Raw genomic sequence first — 253 nt, 5'->3', positions numbered from 1 at the left:
GGCGAGCCCCTGATAAGAGCCAACGTCGAGATTCAGGCTGGTGCCGAGCAAGCCGTTCAGCAGTCCGTTGAGCAGGCCGCCGGAAAGGCTCGCCACCGACGTGCTCAGCGAGAACGAGCTGATGTTGGTCGCCTGCGCGACGGCGCTCGCGCTCAGGTCGCGCGCCTGGCCGATCAGAAACAGAAACGGCACGGGCCGGCTCGCCACCACTTGCACCGCATTGAGCGGCGTGCCCGACGCAACGAAATACGAC

General features: G+C 66.0%; 1 protein-coding gene. It reads right to left on the bottom strand.

Going from position 1 to position 253, the window contains the following annotated elements:
* The coding region (locus tag SB772_RS43405) for a TadG family pilus assembly protein (RefSeq protein WP_410838947.1) at nt 1–253 on the bottom strand (253 nt) is incomplete at both ends.

Origin of the sequence: Paraburkholderia sp. SIMBA_030 (assembly GCF_046535245.1) — a bacterium.
Lineage (GTDB): Bacteria > Pseudomonadota > Gammaproteobacteria > Burkholderiales > Burkholderiaceae > Paraburkholderia.
The sequence above is the reverse complement of the archived record's forward strand: the minus strand, read 5'-3'. Positions and strand labels throughout refer to the sequence as shown.